The following is a 15,003-nucleotide window of genomic DNA, read 5'->3' on the forward strand; positions in this document are numbered from 1 at the left end:
CGTCGCCGTCGCGCCGCGTGCCTCCGGCCCGGTTGCGAGCGGACTATTATGATCCAGTCTGCAACCGTATGATCGCAGCCTGCAACCGCTGAATTCCCGTCGAACGGCCCTGGTACCTGGAGTCGGTGAGGAGCACGATAGAGCCGTGACGGAGACCCAAGCTCTGGAAACGCCGCTGACGGTTGAGCCGGTCCACGTCACGTTCGTTCCGCAGCGGGTCGAGCTCACGGCGGACCTTCGGCTTGGCGCCATGCGACGGCGGGTCTTCGACGCGCTGCTGCAGCCGGCGACGTGGTGGCCGTTGCAGCGCGGCGCGGTCGTCGTGGAACCCCGCGTCGGCGGCCGGGTGTACGTGGATTACGCCGACGGTTGCGGGGTGCTGCTCGGGCACGTCACGCGGTTGCTGCCGCCCGAGGAGTTCGTCGTCGCAGGTGCTTTCGGCCTTCCCGGACCGGCGATCGGGGTGTGGGAGACGCGTCTGTCAACGGAAGACCGCACCACTCGATTGGTCGCCCGGCTCTGCGTGGTCGGCGAGGTTGACGAATCGGCCCGCCGCGGGCTGCTCCGGGACTGGGACGCCGCGTATGCCGCGCTCGCCGCGCACTTTCCGGCATGACCGCTCGCGACGCTGCGGAGACGCCACCCGCTCCGCCCACGCTGCGCGACGTGGTCGCCGTCCTCAATCAGTTGTATCCGCCGGCCCTCGCGGCCGAGTGGGACGCCGTTGGGCTGGTCTGCGGTGAGCCCAGCCAGGCGGTCCGCCGGATTCTCTTCGCAGTAGACCCGGTGCCGTCCGTCGCGGCGGAAGCCATCGAACGAGGCGTTGACCTCCTCGTCACCCACCATCCGCTGTACCTGCGCGGAACATCCTCAGTAGCGGCGACGACCGCGAAGGGCCGAGTCGTTCACGAACTGATTCGCGCTGGGATAGCTCTGTTCACCGCGCACACGAATGCTGATCACGCGAATCCGGGTGTCTCGGATGCGCTCGCCGCTGCCCTCGGGGTGACGGAACTGCGTCCGCTGGACCCCCTGCCCGCCCAGCCGATCGACAAGCTCGTCACCTTCGCGCCGGCTGATGCTGTGGAACGGATACTGGACGTTCTCTCGGCGGCCGGCGCCGGCGCCATCGGCGCTTACAGCCGGTGCGCGTGGACAACGGACGGCATCGGTACGTTCCGGCCGAATCCCGGGGCTCACCCGACGATCGGCACGATCGGGAGGATTGAGACCGTTCCCGAAGTGCGGGTGGAGATGGTCCTGCCGCGTGCCCGGCGCGACGCGGTGATTGCCGCCCTGCTGGCGGCACATCCCTACGAGGAGCCTGCGTACGACGTCATTCCGTTGGCCGAGCGACCCGGCCGGGCCGGCACCGGACGGATCGGCAGACTGGACCAGCCGGAGTCATTAGCGGACTTCGTCGATCGGGTCCGGGCGGCACTGCCGGCGACCCCTGGCGGCGGGCGGTACGCCGGTGATCCCGATCGCCTCGTGCACATTGTCGCGGTGTGCGGCGGCGCGGGTGACGGCTACCTGCAGACCGCGGCCGGCGCGGGCGCGGACGTGTACGTCACCGCCGACCTGCGGCACCACCCGGCGTCCGAAATCACGGCCGAGACCGGCATCGCCCTGGTCGACATGCCGCACTGGGCCACCGAATGGCCGTGGCTTCCGGACGCCGCGGCCCGGCTGCGCGAGGCGCTCGGAGCGGCCGGCTTTACGGTGAACATCGAGGTCTCGACTTTGGTGACCGACCCGTGGGACGGACGCATTCCGGGAGGAGGTTCGCGCTGAACGCCGACCCGACCAGTCAGGCCCGCTTGCTCGAACTGCAAGGCCTCGACTCGACCCTCGACCGGTTGGATCACCGCCGGCGGACACTCCCCGAAGCAGCAGCCGTTGCGGAGATTGAACGCCGGATCGCCGACGCCAACGACGCCCTGGTGGCTGCCCGCACCCGCGACGCCGATCTGGCCCGCGAGCAGGCGAAGGTGGAGGCCGACGTGGAGACGGTCCGCGCCCGCACCGAGCGGGACCAGAAGCGGCTGGACGACGGCAACGTCGCCTCGCCGCGGGAACTGGAGAATCTGCAATCGGAGATCGCGTCGCTCCGGCGGCGGCGCAGCGAACTCGAGGACCAGATCCTCCAGATCATGGAACAGCGGGAGGCCCTCCAGGCCGAGATCGACGCGTTGAGCGCGGACGTCGCGAAACTGGAGGGCGAACGCGCCGAGCTGATCAAGCGCCGAGATCAGCTGCTCGCCGAGATGGACGCCGAGGCCGCGACCACCAAGGCGGCCCGCGATGCCCTTGCCCCACAGCTGCCGGCAGAGCTTCTCAGTCTGTATGAACGGTTGCGGGCCTCGCTGGGCGGTGTCGGCGCGGCAGCCCTGCACCGGGGGCAATGCCAGGGTTGCCATCTCACCTTGAATCCCGCCGACCTGCAGCGCATCCGAGCCGCGGCGCCGGACGAGGTGGTGCGATGCGAGGAGTGCGGCCGGATTCTCGTGCGGACGCCGGAGTCCGGTCTGTGACGTCGGCGCAGCCGCGGCGATTGATCGTCGAGGCGGACGGCGGAGCGCGGGGCAACCCCGGACCAGCCGGTTACGGCGCGGTGGTCCGCGACGCGACAACCCGGGAGGTGCTCGCCGAACGGTCCGGCTATCTCCGCATCGCGACGAACAATGTCGCGGAGTATCACGGGCTCATCGCCGGCTTGGAGGCGGCGGCGGAGATTGATCCGTCAGCGTTCGTTGACGTCCGCCTGGATTCCCAGCTGGTCGTCAAGCAGATGACCGGGGAATGGCAGATCAAGCACCCGCACTTGCAACCGCTGGCGGATCGAGCGGCGCAGCTTGCCGCCGCATTTGGGTCCGGCCGGGTCACGTTCACGTGGGTCCGCCGGGAAGCCAACGCCCATGCGGACCGGCTGGTCAACGCGGCGATCGATGCCGGCTATGGCCCGCGCGGGGGCGCGACGCCGGTCGCGTCCGGGACGCCGACCCGCGACGCGTCAGCCGGGGGTGCCCGCGAGCTCCTCGCGCCGTCCGGACGGGATGGGCGGGGCGCAGGGCCGGCTGGGGGGGTCGTCGGCGCGGACGAGGTCCGGCCGATACCCAACCGGGTGGCGGGGTGGATGCCTGCGCCGCCGGCGACGACACTGCTGCTGGTCCGCCACGGCGTGACGTCTTTTACGTTGGAGAAGCGATTTTCCGGTGTCGGGGATCCCCCGCTCGTGGACCAGGGACGTTGGCAGGCCAAGCTGCTCGCGCAGCGGCTCGCCGGGCGAGGCGGCATCGACGTCGTCGTCTCCTCGCCGCGGCAACGGTGCCGGCAGACGGCGGAGCTGATTGCTGACGTGTTGCAGCAGCCCGTGCTTCTTGACGACGACCTCCGGGAAGTGGATTTCGGCCGCTGGGAGGGCCTCACCTTTGCGGCGGTTCAGCAACGCTGGCCGCGGGAATTGGAGCTCTGGCTTGCGGACACGTCGATTTCGCCTCCGGGCGGGGAGAGTTATGACGAACTGCGGCTGCGCATCACCGCCGCGGCGCAGCGGTTGGCCAACCGACACCGCGGGAAAACCGTGCTGGTCGTGACGCATTCCCGGCCGATCGCCATGTTCATCGCCAATGCGCTTTCTGCTCCGGTCGCTGCTATTTACCGCGTGCAGATCGACCCGGCGAGCATGAGTGAAATCGACTATTACGCCGATGGTGTCACGGTCGTTCGTACCGTCAACGACACGGCACATCTCGCCGCGCACTGATACGGCGTTCGCTGAACGGAGCAGTGCGGAAAGATCGTGCGGCTGCAGGGAAAACGTCCGTATGTCGTGAGCGGATGAGGAGCTGCGCGGGATGAGTGAGCGGATCGGCGCAGGGTCATCGGGCGAGGACAAGCGCGGCCCAGGTCGCCGCGAGCATCACGGGTACGCCGCGGACACCCACGCGCGCAAATTCGGCCGCAGAAATTCGTACACCGCGGGCCCGGCACCGTTCCCGCCAGAGCAGGGTCGCCAGCGAGCCCCAGAGCGTGATGAGCGGGCCGAGGTTGGTGCCGAGCAGGAGGCCCAGGAGCCGGTCCGTGTGCTGATCGGCCACCCGTTCCAATGCCAGATAGCTCGGCAGGTTGTTGACGAGGTTGCTTGCCAGGGCTCCGATCACTGAGGTGCGCAGCACACCGAGGGCGTCGGCGGCCGTGCCGGCCAACCGGGCCAGCACGGCGTCCAGGCCGTGGGTGCCGAGCGTCGCAATCACGAGGAACAAGCCTTCGACGAGAAGAACCAACTGCCACGGGAGAAGGGAGAACCGCAGGACTTTCCGCCGGCGTACGGCGAATGCTCCGGTGAGCACGGCTGCGCCGCCGGTCGCGACCGCCCAGACCGGAAATCCCAGCAGGAAGAACGGGATGACGCCGAGACAGGCCGCCGTTGCGATGTGGAACAGGAGTCGGTCGGCAATTGCAATGGCCGTGGGTTCGGTGAACCGCCCGTGCAGAGCCGAGCGGTAGGTGTAGCCGATGACGATCGTGGTGACGGCAATGGCGACCGCGGCGGGCAGCCACATCCGTGCCGCGAACGCAATCGCTGAAAGGTGAAGGCGGTCGACAGCGAGCAGATTCGTGAGATTGGAGACCGGGAGCAGCAGGCTTGCGGTGTTGGCCAGCCACACGGTTGTCATGGCGAACGGTGTTGGCGGCAGGCCGACTTGTTCGGCGAGGGCCAACACGACCGGGGTGAAGAGCACCGCGGTGGTGTCCAGACTGAGGACGATCGTCGTGACGGCGGCGAGGACGACGACGAGAGCGAAGAGGACCCGGGTACGGCCGCGAGCCAGCCGTGCCGCGGCCACTGCGGCGGCGTCGAACACCTGGGCGGCGTCCGCCAGCTCGGCGAGCACCGTGACGGCCGCGAGGAACCCGAGGATCGGTCCCACACGTTCTGTGGTCGCAACGGCGTCCTGCCACGGCAGTGCGCCGGTTGCGACACAGAGTGCTCCGGCGACAGCGGCCAGCAGCCACACGTCGGTCGGTCCTTTCCGTTCGACGGCCGATGGCCGCCGTCCCGATCCTCGCATCCGCTGGAAGGGTGGGCGATGCGCCGGTCTCGGTGGTGGTTCGTTGCCGGTGCCGGCGTCGCGGTACTGGCCGTCGTGGTCGGCTGGACGCTAGCCTCGTGGCGGTCTGTGCCCGTGCGGCCGGCGGTGCGGCCCGCGCTCCGCACCGACGGCGCGGTGCGTTCCCGTCCGGGCGGGGGCGGCGCCGCGCCCGGCGGCCGAGGCGGACCAGCCGGTGTCGCGGCGCAACCAGGTTCGTCGGCGCAGGCTCGACTCATTGCTTACGCGGAGTCGTTGCCCGGCGACAGTCATTGGGGCGACGGGGTGACGTTCTCCCTTCGGTCACCCGTCGCAGGGTTCGCCGACCGGGCGAGCGTGCTTCCGGGGCAGGTCGTGCACCTGTACATCAACGCGACGTACCCGCCGGTCCGGGTCAGTGCGTTTCGCATGGGCTGGTATCACGGCGCCGAGGGGCATTGCGTCGCGACGTACCCGGCGGTCTCCGACGTGCATCAGCCGCCCGACGAGTTCATACCGGTGACGCGAACCGTGAGCGATGCGAATTGGCATCCCAGCCTTACCGTTGACACGACGGGATGGATTCCGGGGGATTACCTCTTCTTGCTGCAGGACGCCGCGGGTCATGGCCGGTGGATTCCGTTGACGGTCCGCTCACCGTCCGTCGCCGGGGACATCGTGCTGGTCAACGCGGACACCACGTGGCAGGCGTACAACGCCTACGGCGGCTACAGCTTGTATCACGGACCGGATGGGTCGTATCAGAGCCGGTCGTATGCCGTGTCGTTCGATCGGCCGATCGATTATGGCGGCGGATCCGGGGATTTTTATGGCAATGAACTGCCTGTCGTGGCCCTTGCCGAGAAGCTGGGCCTCCCGGTTGCCTATGTGACCGACACGGATCTGGACGCCGATCCGCACCTGCTTGACGGCGCCCGAGCCCTGATCTCCCTCGGCCATGACGAATACTGGTCAACGGCGATGCGCGATCAGGTGCAGCAGGAGCGGGACTTGCACGGCATGAACGTCGCGTTTCTCGGCGCCAACGCGATTTACCGGCACATCCGGATGGCGGCCACCCCGCTCGGCCCGGAGCGGTTGGAAATTGATTACAAGGACGGCGCTCTGGACCCGATGAACCGCATCAATCCGGCTGAAGCCACCTATCAGTGGCGAGATGGTCCCGATCCGCGGCCGGAGAGTGTGCTCACCGGCGCGTTCTATCAGTGCAATCCGGTGCACGCCGCCATGCGGGTGTTTGACGCGGCGAGTTGGCTCTTCACTGGTACGCCGGTGCAGCAGGGCATGGAGCTGCCGGGTTTGGCAGGTCAGGAGTTCGACATGGTTGACCTGGCGGTGCCTACGCCCAGGCCGATGGACGTTCTCTTCCATTCCCCGGTGACGTGCCGGGGTCATCACCTCTTTCAGGACACCGTGTACTACACGACGCCCAGCGGGGCGGGCGGTTTCGACTCCGGAACAAGTGCATGGATTTGCGGCCTGACTCCGGCATGTTCCCGCGGAAATTCCCCGGCCGCCCGCGCGGTGATTACCACGGTGACCACCAATCTTCTCCAGGCCTTCGCCGCCGGACCGGCTGGTCGCACCCATCCGGCCCGCGATGACGTCGCGGCGCTGGGCATGCCGACCTTGGCGGCTCCGGCACCGGCTGAGCCCTGATCCCGTCGGCAATTTCCACCGTCGCTAGGGTGACGGAGTGCGGCGGCTCTCTCTTGCGACGTTGCCGATGGTTCCCGATTCGGTGCGTCCGCGTGTCGATCCGCGTGCGATCGGCGTCGGAATCGTCCATCTCGGTCTGGGTGCGTTTCACCGCGCCCACCAAGCGGATTTCACCGAGGAGGCGATGGCCCGCGCCGGCGGCGCGTGGGGAATCTGCGGGGTGAGTCCGCGCAGTGGCCGGGTGATTGAGCAGCTGGCGCCGCAGGACGGCCTGTACACGCTGCTGACGCGCGGTTCCGCCGGCCCGCGGGCGCGAGTGCTCGCGCCGATTCGCCAGTGGCTGGTTGGCGCCCACGACCCGGAGGCCGTGACGGCACGGATCGCCGATCCTGCGATCCGGCTCGTGACACTGACGGTCACCGAGAAGGGGTATCGCCACGATCCGGCGACCGGCCGGTTGCGCCGCGAGGATCCGGAGATTCGCGCAGACGCCGCGGGTCGCCCGCCGCGCACGGTGGTCGGCCTCCTCGTGCGCGGCTTGGAGCGGCGGATGCGTGACTCCGGCGCCCCCGTGACGGTGCTCTGCTGCGACAACCTGCCGCAGAACGGTGTGACGCTCGCCCGCGTGGTCGGTGATTTTCTCAGTCTCCTCACGGGGGGTGACGCGGTCGCGGAGTGGCTGGCGACAGCGGTCCGCTTCCCAAGCAGCATGGTTGACCGCATCACACCGGCGACCACCGCGGCGGATCGCGAGGAGGCGGCGCGCCTGCTCGGGCTTCGCGACGAGGGCGTTGTTGTCACGGAACCGTTCCGTCAATGGGTGATTGAAGAGTCCTTTGCCGCCGGCAGGCCGGCGTGGGAGCAGGCCGGGGCGCTGCTGGTGACCGACGTCCGCCCATACGAGCTCGCAAAACTGCGCATGCTCAACGGCGCGCATTCCCTGTTGGGTTATCTCGGTGCACTCGCCGGCCTGGAAACAATTGCGGAGACAGTGGCCGTCGAACCATTTGCCATTGCAGCCCAGCGCCTGATGGTCGACGATGCCGTGCCGACGCTGGTTGGGCCGGCAGGACTCGACCTTGCGGCGTACGCGGCGGATATTCTCGCGCGTTTCGCCAACCCCGCGCTCGACTATCGGACGACCCAGGTCGCAAGCGACGGATCTCAGAAGTTGCCGCAACGTCTGCTCGGCACGATCCGGGACCGGCGAACCGCCGGAGCGATGCCTCGGTGGGCGGTGCTGGGCGTTGCCGCGTGGATGCGCTGGGTCTGGAGTCCGGTCACCGATGCGGGGGAGCCGCGGCAATTGGACGATCCGCTTGCCGACGAGATGACGGAGCTTCTCCGGGATGTCAACGATCCGGTGCAGGTGGTCGATCGGCTCCTTCACCTTCGAGCAGTCTTCGGCGACGATCTCGCTGACGACGTCGAGCTGCGCGAGCGATTGACGGACGACCTCACGGCGTTGACGATCGATGGTGCGAAGGCCACGGTCCGGCGCGCGGTTTCACTAGAGTGAGGGGGCGGCGGACGAGCCGGCCGGGCGGCCGCGTCGGGCCACGGTGCGCCGTGGACCCGCCGAGGAAGGTCCGGGCTCCACAGGGCAGGGTGGTGGGTAACACCCACCCGGGGCGACCCGCGGGATAGTGCCACAGAAAACAGACCGCCGCGCAGCCGGCGCCTGCCGCTGCGCGGTAAGGGTGAAACGGCGGTGTAAGAGACCACCAGCGCCCGGGGTGACCCGGGCGGCTCGGCAAACCCCACCCGGAGCAAGGTCAAGAGGCGGCGGACGCCGATGGGCGGCCGCCGCTGCGCAGGCGCTCGAGGACGGCCCGTCCGATGCCTGCGGGTGGACCGCTGGAGGTTGCCGGCAACGGCAGCCCAAGAGAGATGGCCGCCCGTCGCGGATGACCGCGACGACAGAACCCGGCCTACAGGCCGACTCGCCCGCCGCCAAATCGATACATCCCGGCTCTTGACAGCCAATGTGGTCCGGTCTTCAATGAGAGCAACCGATTGCAGGCTCTCGCGGCAGGTCACCTTAGTGATCGGCGCTTACAGTGCCGGGAGGCAGGTCATGAGTATGAACAAACGTTTGCCAGGCACCGCTCAACGATCCGTGCTCTTCGGCCCGCTGGTCGGCGTCGTCGTCGGAGCGGTGGTTCTCGCGGGGTGCAGCTCGAGCAAGTCTGCGTCGCCGGCGGCCTCAACCCCTGCCCCCTCTGCGGCGGCGACGTCGGCGGCGAGCTCGACGCAGCCGGCAAGCCCGACGGGTAAGCCGATCGTCATCGGCATCTCTCTCTCGCTCACCGGGGACTTCTCCGACTCCGGTACGGCTGCAAAGCGCGGTTACGAGACCTGGGAATCCGTCGTCAACGCCAAGGGCGGCATCGACGGGCGGCCGGTGCAGCTGAAGATTGTGGATGACGCTTCGAGTCCCAACCAAGTCACAACCAATTACCAGAACCTCATCACCAAGGACAAAGTCGATTTCGTCTTCGGCCCGTTCTCCAGTCTGCTGACCATTCCCGCGGCTCAGGTCGCGGCGCGGTATGGCTATGCCTTCATCGAACCCGCCGGCGGCGGCCCGAAGGTCTTCGAACAGCACCTGCACAACCTCTTCTTCGTCCAGCCGGCGCCGGTGGTTTCAGAGGGAAAGGTTTTCGCCGACTACATCCTCTCGCTACCGGCGGACCAGCGGCCGAAGACTGCCGCGTATCCAGAGCTTGACGATCCGTTCGCGGCTCCGATCGCCGAAACTGTCCGCCAGGAATTCGAGGCGGCCGGCATCAAGACGGTGTACAAGCAGGTCTACCCGGCGGAGACGGCGGACTTCACTCCGATCGTGCAGAAGATGAAGTCCGCCAATCCCGACGTTGTCGTCGCGGGGACCCAATCGGAGGATGCCTACGGTCTCGTCAAGGCGATGGTTCAGCTCAAGTTCGCGCCCAAGTGGCTCTTCTTTGCCAACGGTGCCAATTCGCCGCTGAACTTCCCGGACAAGGTGGGCGCCAACAACGTCAACGGAATCTTCTCGGCGGCCGACTGGACTCCTGACGCCACCAGCTACCGTAACCAGGAATTCGTCCAGGCCTATCTTGCGAAATTTGGCGGCACCGCCGACCAGATCGACCCGACCTCGGCCGAGGCGTTCTCCTGCGGCGTCCTGTTGGAAGAGGCGATCGCCAAGACCGGAAGCTTCGACAACAAGAAGATCATCGAAGCGCTCCACCAAGGAACGTGGCCGACGCCGGAAGGCAATCTCTCCTGGGATGCCGACGGCGCACCCCAGGGCAGTGACATGCTCGTGCAGTGGCAGAACGGCAAGATGGTCCGGGTGTGGCCGCCGTCGGTCGCAGCCGCGTCACCGGTTCAGACACCTCTGCCGTGGGCGTGACGGGGGACGGCTGAGTGCACGACATCATCGAAGCAGTAATCCTTGGTGTCCTGACGGGCGGGGTTTACGCCCTGATGGCGTCGGGTCAGACTCTGATCTTCGGCGTCATGCGGGTGATAAACCTCGCCCAAGGGGCGCTGGTCGTGGTCGCGGCGTTCCTCGCTTACACCCTCTTCGGCCGCTTCCACATTGATCCGTTCCTGGCGATCCTCATCACCACCCCGATTCTCTTCCTCATCGGCGTGGCCATTCAGTGGCTCTTTCTCCGTCCGCTTCGCGCTGACGATCTCGCTGAGATGTCACTTCTGGTCACGTTCGCCGTCGCACTCGGCCTGGAGGGAATCCTCACCCTCGTGTACAAGACCGATTACCGGTCGATCAAACCGGTATATGCCAATGATTCGTTCGTCGTGCTCGGTTATCGCATAACCACCGTGCGGCTTTACGCGTTTCTCCTTTCCTTGGCGGCCCTTGGCGTGCTCTATCTCGTCCTGTACCGTACCCGACTCGGCCGTGCGCTCCGGGCGACCGTGCAGAACCCCACCGCAGCGCAGCTGCTCGGAGTCGAGGCGAAACGGGTGAGTGCGATGGGCTTCGGATTGGGCGCCGCAACGGCGGCCGCCGCGGGATCGGTTTTCGGTGTCGTCTATCCCTTCAACCCGAATAGTCACTACGACCTGATTTCCCGACTGCTGTCGATCGTCATCCTGGGTGGTCTCGGCAGCGTCGGCGGCGCCGTGCTCGGCGCAGTCGTCATGGGGGTCGTGTCGAGCGTTGTCGCGGTGGTCGCATCGCCGACTTGGGCCGATTTCAGCTTTTTCGTTGTGCTCATCGCTGTTCTCCTGGTGCGGCCGCAGGGCTTCTTCGGGATGCGACTCCGAGGTGCGGCATGAGACCAGCGGGCCTGCTGCGCGGTGGAATCTTCGCCGTCCTTGTTCTTGCCATGCCGTTGATGACCAGCGCGCATTGGATTCTCAACATCGCCGTCTTCACGGTGATGTATGCCGGGCTTGCCCTCGCATGGAACCTCATTGGCGGTTTCGCGGGCTACCCGTCGCTTGGCCATGCCGCATTCTTCGGCATCGGTGCTTACGTCGAGGCGATTTGGTTCAACCACCACAGCGTCGGCGCCGGCTACCTCCCCTTCTTCGTGCTGCCCATCGTGGGTCTTGCCGTCGCGTTCGCGATGCTTCCGGTTGCCTGGGTCGCGCTGCGGACTCGCGCAGACGTCTTCGCCATCGTTACGATCACTCTGCTCTTCGTGGTGCAGACGTTGGCTTTCAACCTGCACAGTGTCACCGAGGGGTCCCAGGGGATCGGCATTCATCCGCCGCCGTTCGACCCTGCAACCTATGAGCGGCCCTTCTACTGGGCAATGGCGGCGATTTTTCTGCTCGCTATGATCGTCACCTGGCTTGTGCAGAACAGCAAGACCGGATTGGCCTTGCTCGCGATCCGAGGGGACGAAGACCGGGCCAGCGGCATCGGCGTCCATGTGACCTTGGCCAAGCTGGTCGCTTTCTTCCTCTCGACCGCACTCACCGCGATGATCGGTGCGGTTTGGGCGTACTACGTCACGTTCATTTATCCGCAGTTCGCTGTCGATCCTCTCGTGACGATCGGCATGGTTCTCATGACGTTCCTCGGCGGCCGTGCCACCTTGTGGGGACCCGTGGTCGGGGCGCTCATCCTCGCACCAGCACAGCAGTACCTGGCGTACCAGTTCGGTTCCAGTCGGCTGTACCTGCTCGCGTACGCCGCAGTCTTCCTCATCGTCATGGTGTTCCTGCCCCGGGGAATTGTGCCGACCCTGGCGGAGTGGCGCTTTTCGCGGAGGCGGGCGGCTCGAGCCGCCACCGCAGGCATTCGACCTCAGTCTCGCAGACAGCAGGTGACGACGCCATGATGCTCACTGTTCGTGGACTGACGAAGCGGTTTGGCGGAGTCACGGCAGTCGCCGATTGCTCGTTCTCCGTAGCGGAGAGGAGCATCACCGGACTGATCGGTCCCAACGGCTCCGGGAAGACTACGGTCTTCAATATTGTGACCGGCTACGTGCAGGCGGATGCCGGGAGCGTGGAATTTGCCGGGCAGTTGATCAAGCGTCCGAAGCCGGGTGAGATGTTTCGACGCGGATTGGTGCGCACGTTTCAGCAAGCACGAGTGTTTCCGCAGCTCACCGTCGTCGATAATTTGGTCGTCGCCGCGGCTCATCCCTGGTGGGCGCTGGCGACCCGGCGGGTCACCCGGGCTGACCGAGAGCGCGCCGAGCACCTCATGACGGAATTCGGTCTCCGCGAGGTGGCGGACCTTCCGGCGGCCCAATTGTCATACGGTCAGCGGAAATTATTGGAGTTCGCGGCGGTGCTCATGAGTCGACCACGGATGGTTCTGCTCGATGAACCGACCGCCGGCGTCAATCCGGTGCTGCGCGAGACAATGGCTCGGCACATCCGGGCTTATCACGAGGACGGCGTCACCTTCCTGATCGTGGAGCACGATATGCCCTTCGTCATGCAGCTGTGCGATCCGGTCATCGTTATCGACCGTGGCACTCCGATTGCCGAAGGCCCGCCGCAGGTCGTCCAGCAAGACCCGGCCGTTCTCGACGCGTATCTCGGTGAGTAGCAGGGGAGTTCCGTGCCGATGATGGACGGTGTTCTGCTCAGCGTTGAGGGCGTCGTGGCCGGCTATGGCGCTGGTGACATCCTCCGCGGCGTCAGCATTGAGGTGGCTCAGGGCGAAACGGTCTGTCTGATCGGACCCAACGGCGCGGGGAAATCCACCGTCCTCAAGGTAGTCAGCGGCCTGTTGCGCCCCAAGGCCGGGGTCATCCGATTCCACGGCACTGTGATCACGCATCTGAGCGTGCGTCAACGCCTGCTCGCCGGGATCGTGCACGTGCCCCAGGACCGCGGACTGTTCCCAGCGATGACCGTCTGGGAGAACATGATCATGGGTGGTTACGTGCTCGGTGACGATCGCGAGGCACGACGTCGCGCCGAGCGTGCAGCCGAACTCTTCCCCTTGGTCACCGAACGCCGGAATGAGCTCGCCGGCTCGCTGTCGGGAGGGGAACAACGACAAGTGGAAATCGCCCGGAGCCTCGTCCTGGACCCCAAAGTGATCCTGCTCGATGAGCCGTCCATCGGGCTTGATCCGAAATCGCGTCGCATCGTGTTTGATTCCATCGAACGCCTCCGCGACGACGGCCGGACCGTTCTCCTTGTCGAGCAGAACGCCCGCTCCGGGCTTGCCGTCGCCGACCGCGGCTACGTGCTCGAGTCCGGGCAGGTTCGTCTCACCGGTACGGGCCAGCACCTGCTCTCTGATCCGGAGGTGGGCCGGCTCTATCTCGGAGCGTCACTCGCTACCGGATCCTGACAGAATTCGGGGGTCGGATCCTGACAGAATTCGGGGGTCGGATCCTGACAGAATTCGGGGGTGATGTCGCACACTTTGCCGGCCGTGAGCTTCCCCGCGGCGAGGACCTACCAGGTGCGCGTGGTCGACGCGTACGTGATAACCCCGCGAATGCGGCGGGTCCGACTTGCCGGCCCGGACCTCGTCGGCTTCACCGCCCTTCCCGGCCAGGACGTCGTCGTCCGGCTCCAGACACCGGACGGGCCGGCCCATCGCCGGTACACCATCCGCAACCTGGACCCAATCAACGGCGCCTTCGACCTCGACATCGTGCTGCACGGTCACGGCCCCGGGGCGAGGTGGGCGGCGGGCGTCGAGCCCGGCGCGGAACTTGAAATCTTCGGACCGCGCGGCAAGGTGCCGCTCGCCACCGCCCCAGCTCAGGTGTTCGTGGGTGACGAGTCGGCGCTCCCCGCGATCGCGGAGATGGCAGCTGCGCTGCCGCGGGCCACCGAGATCCGAGCGGTGATCGAAGTGTCGGACGCCGCCGAACGTCAGCCGATGCCTCCCGAGATGGACGTCCGCTGGCTCATCCGCGGGGACCGCGAACCCGGGACCGCCGATCTGCTGTTGCCGGCGATCGAAGAGCTTTCCGTTGCAGGCGCGACCCGGCACTTCTACCTGTTCGCCGAGTCTCGGGTGGTTCGCCTGCTGCGCGATGCGTTGTCGGCCCGGGGAGTACCGCTGGAGGAGATCTCGGCGAAGGGCTACTGGAACAAGGGCCGGCCGATGCGCGGCTGAACCCCGCCCCCTTTTGTTTCCGCCCGCCGACCCGGCAGACTGGAACCATGAGTCTCGATCGCGGAATACCGCCGGACCCCTTCGACGTACTGCCGGCCAAACCCTGGTTCACCCTTGAGAGCGCCGACATTGTCGACGGTGCACTCCTTGCCGACACCTTCGTCCACACCAGCATCGGCGGGCGGAACCTGAGCCCGGAGCTTCGCTGGTCGGGTTTTCCCGGGGAGACAGCGGGTTTTGTCGTCACGTGCTTCGACCCCGACGCGCCGACCATGAGCGGCTTCTGGCATTGGGTGCTCGTCAACCTGCCTCGTGACGTGACCGAACTGCCCCGCGGTGCAGGCAGTGGCGGGACGCTGCCCAGCGGGGCGTTCCATGTCCGCAATGACTTCGGCGAGTATGGCTACGGCGGGCCGGCGCCGCCGCGCGGTGACCGCGACCACCGTTACGTTTTCACCGTTCACGCCCTGGACGTGCCGCGCCTGGACGTCACGCCCGACACCCCGGCTGCGGTGGTGGGTTTCCAGTTGACATTCCACACCCTTGCGCGCGCCGCGCTGCGGCCGGTTTATCGAGTGCCGTAAGAGTGGCGTTGCTCGTGTCACGGAATCGTGGTGGCGAGGTCAGCTCGCCACCACGATTCGCCATTACGCCTGACGGGCGGACGCCGGACGAGCCGCGGCTTTACGG

Annotated in this window: 14 protein-coding genes and 1 other RNA gene; 14 read left to right on the forward strand and 1 reads right to left on the reverse strand. The window is 66.9% G+C overall.

The features are described 5' to 3' along the window. Positions 1 to 145: 145 nt before the first annotated feature. The 4 genes from ACEL_RS04650 to ACEL_RS04665 are packed head-to-tail and all read left to right on the forward strand — an operon-like array spanning position 146 to position 3,766. Positions 146 to 616, forward strand: a complete 471-nt coding sequence (locus ACEL_RS04650; protein WP_011719735.1) for an SRPBCC family protein — start codon at positions 146 to 148, stop codon at positions 614 to 616. Continuing rightward, positions 613 to 1,794: a Nif3-like dinuclear metal center hexameric protein gene (locus tag ACEL_RS04655; protein WP_011719736.1), complete on the forward strand. Its 1,182-nt coding sequence runs from the start codon at positions 613 to 615 to the stop codon at positions 1,792 to 1,794. The genes ACEL_RS04650 and ACEL_RS04655 overlap by 4 nt, the downstream gene beginning before the upstream one ends. After that, positions 1,758 to 2,534 carry a zinc ribbon domain-containing protein gene (locus ACEL_RS04660; RefSeq protein ID WP_202943412.1) on the forward strand — a complete coding sequence of 259 codons (777 nt, stop codon included), beginning with the start codon at positions 1,758 to 1,760 and terminating at the stop codon, positions 2,532 to 2,534. The genes ACEL_RS04655 and ACEL_RS04660 overlap by 37 nt, the downstream gene beginning before the upstream one ends. Continuing rightward, positions 2,531 to 3,766, forward strand: a complete 1,236-nt coding sequence (locus ACEL_RS04665) for a bifunctional RNase H/acid phosphatase (protein ID WP_011719738.1) — start codon at positions 2,531 to 2,533, stop codon at positions 3,764 to 3,766. Before ACEL_RS04660 ends, ACEL_RS04665 begins: the two co-directional genes overlap by 4 nt. 115 nt (positions 3,767 to 3,881) lie before the next feature. Here the strand turns inward: ACEL_RS04665 and ACEL_RS04670 are convergent, their stop codons facing one another. Then, positions 3,882 to 5,021: an ArsB/NhaD family transporter gene (locus tag ACEL_RS04670; RefSeq protein WP_011719739.1), complete on the reverse strand. Its 1,140-nt coding sequence runs from the start codon at positions 5,019 to 5,021 to the stop codon at positions 3,882 to 3,884. A gap of 72 nt (positions 5,022 to 5,093) precedes the next feature. On the opposite strand from ACEL_RS04670, the gene ACEL_RS04675 reads away from it, so the two are divergent. From ACEL_RS04675 to ACEL_RS04715, 10 genes are all read left to right on the forward strand, one after another. Next, positions 5,094 to 6,752 (forward strand): N,N-dimethylformamidase beta subunit family domain-containing protein, encoded by a 1,659-nt coding sequence (locus ACEL_RS04675; RefSeq protein ID WP_011719740.1) that lies wholly within the window; start codon positions 5,094 to 5,096, stop codon positions 6,750 to 6,752. A gap of 37 nt (positions 6,753 to 6,789) precedes the next feature. Then, a complete protein-coding gene (locus ACEL_RS04680) occupies positions 6,790 to 8,271 on the forward strand; it encodes a mannitol dehydrogenase family protein (protein WP_011719741.1) in 1,482 nt (493 codons plus the stop codon). Positions 8,272 to 8,283: 12 nt separating this feature from the next. After that, positions 8,284 to 8,702, forward strand: an RNA gene (gene rnpB, locus ACEL_RS11790) — RNase P RNA component class A. Positions 8,703 to 8,835: 133 nt separating this feature from the next. Then, positions 8,836 to 10,149 carry an amino acid ABC transporter substrate-binding protein gene (locus ACEL_RS04685; protein ID WP_049751388.1) on the forward strand — a complete coding sequence of 438 codons (1,314 nt, stop codon included), beginning with the start codon at positions 8,836 to 8,838 and terminating at the stop codon, positions 10,147 to 10,149. 14 nt (positions 10,150 to 10,163) lie between these two features. Continuing rightward, complete coding sequence (locus ACEL_RS04690) at positions 10,164 to 11,042, forward strand: branched-chain amino acid ABC transporter permease (RefSeq protein ID WP_011719743.1); 879 nt, start codon at positions 10,164 to 10,166, stop codon at positions 11,040 to 11,042. Beyond that, entirely contained in the window at positions 11,039 to 12,055 is a 1,017-nt protein-coding gene (locus tag ACEL_RS04695; protein ID WP_011719744.1) for a branched-chain amino acid ABC transporter permease, read from the forward strand. The genes ACEL_RS04690 and ACEL_RS04695 overlap by 4 nt, the downstream gene beginning before the upstream one ends. Beyond that, the gene (locus ACEL_RS04700; protein ID WP_011719745.1) at positions 12,052 to 12,777 is read left to right on the forward strand and encodes an ABC transporter ATP-binding protein; all 726 of its coding nucleotides are present in this window, start codon (positions 12,052 to 12,054) and stop codon (positions 12,775 to 12,777) included. The genes ACEL_RS04695 and ACEL_RS04700 overlap by 4 nt, the downstream gene beginning before the upstream one ends. Positions 12,778 to 12,795: 18 nt before the next feature. Continuing rightward, positions 12,796 to 13,533 carry an ABC transporter ATP-binding protein gene (locus ACEL_RS04705; protein WP_011719746.1) on the forward strand — a complete coding sequence of 246 codons (738 nt, stop codon included), beginning with the start codon at positions 12,796 to 12,798 and terminating at the stop codon, positions 13,531 to 13,533. A gap of 114 nt (positions 13,534 to 13,647) precedes the next feature. After that, complete coding sequence (locus ACEL_RS11430; protein ID WP_169303189.1) at positions 13,648 to 14,313, forward strand: siderophore-interacting protein; 666 nt, start codon at positions 13,648 to 13,650, stop codon at positions 14,311 to 14,313. A gap of 47 nt (positions 14,314 to 14,360) precedes the next feature. Beyond that, positions 14,361 to 14,897, forward strand: coding sequence for a YbhB/YbcL family Raf kinase inhibitor-like protein (locus ACEL_RS04715; protein ID WP_011719748.1), 537 nt, complete (start codon positions 14,361 to 14,363; stop codon positions 14,895 to 14,897). Positions 14,898 to 15,003 lie beyond the last annotated feature (106 nt).

The sequence above is a fragment of the Acidothermus cellulolyticus 11B genome, assembly GCF_000015025.1.
Taxonomy (GTDB): Bacteria; Actinomycetota; Actinomycetes; order Acidothermales; family Acidothermaceae; genus Acidothermus; species Acidothermus cellulolyticus.